The organism is Ruegeria sp. AM1, assembly GCF_056540745.1.
In genome coordinates, this window is sequence record NZ_JBQFXH010000039.1 from 1 (window position 1) to 1,045 (window position 1,045).

At 59.4% G+C, this 1,045-nt stretch carries 1 protein-coding gene; it reads left to right on the top strand.

Annotation, left to right across the window (positions count from 1 at the left end):
* Positions 1–281: 281 nt before the first annotated feature.
* Positions 282–1,045 (top strand): HEAT repeat domain-containing protein (locus ACR0I7_RS20060; RefSeq protein ID WP_480514141.1); only part of this gene is annotated, 764 nt, incomplete at its 3' end.

A 1,045-nucleotide genomic window follows, 5' to 3' on the forward strand; every position in this document is an offset into this window, starting at 1 on the left:
TCAGCGGCAACTACAACTACAAAATGGGCGTTGCCAAGCTGCGCAAACTGGGGCCGAGCCCTTACAAGACCTCGTTCCGTACGATGTCCTTCGCGCCGCGCGACATCGCCTGATCACGACATATCAGGGGGCGACCGCCATGCCGCCCTTTGGTTTGGCCCCACTGCAGAAGGGGTCGCGGACCGGTTCCTTCCGGTTCACAGGGAAGACAGGCTTCGGTTGGGAAACCTGTCTTCCACTTTCACCCAACCTCTCCCAACCGCAAAACATGGCAGCTTGATATGAACATGCACTCTGATACCGCCCTGCGCGATGAGGCCACTGGCCTGTTTTCCGAATATGCCAAATCCGAATACGACGTGATCCGCCTGCGCGCGGTTCAGGCATTGGCCAAGATTGGTGCAAGCAACAGCCCGGCCTTGGTTGAGGCTCTGTTGGACGACGATGAAGATGTGCGCCAGGACGCCGCTCAGGCCCTGGGAGCGCTCGGCATACAGGAGGCTGCGCCGCAATTGTTGGAAAACCTGATCCATGACCCGTGCGGTGACGTGAAACTGGCCTGTGTGATGGCCTTGGCAGAGTTAAAGTTCGAGGCTGCGATGCCCTATCTGCGCACTCTGGTCACCGGTCGTGGTGATGACATCACATGGGACGAGGACGAGTTGCATCAGGACGAATGGGACGATTGGCTCGACACGCAGATTGCTGCGATCAGAGCGCTGGGTCGGATGGGCGATGCCGCTGCGATTGAACCTATTGTTGTGGCCCTGATGGACGAAGACGGTCAGGAGCTGGGCGATGTGGCCTGTGAAGCTCTGGGCCGGATTGGCCAGCCTGCTGTGCCGACGCTTGGTGTGTTCGCGCACTCCTCGAACCGGCGCTTGCGGCACCGTGCCTTGCGGACGCTGGCCACAATCGGCGGGGGTGAGGCCGAAGCTGTTTTGCGCAAAGCCTTGAATGATAAGGACGGGGCAGTGCGTCTGATCGCCTATGAGGCACTGATGCCGAATGACCCAGCATTGGTTGATAAGGCGTTTACTGATGC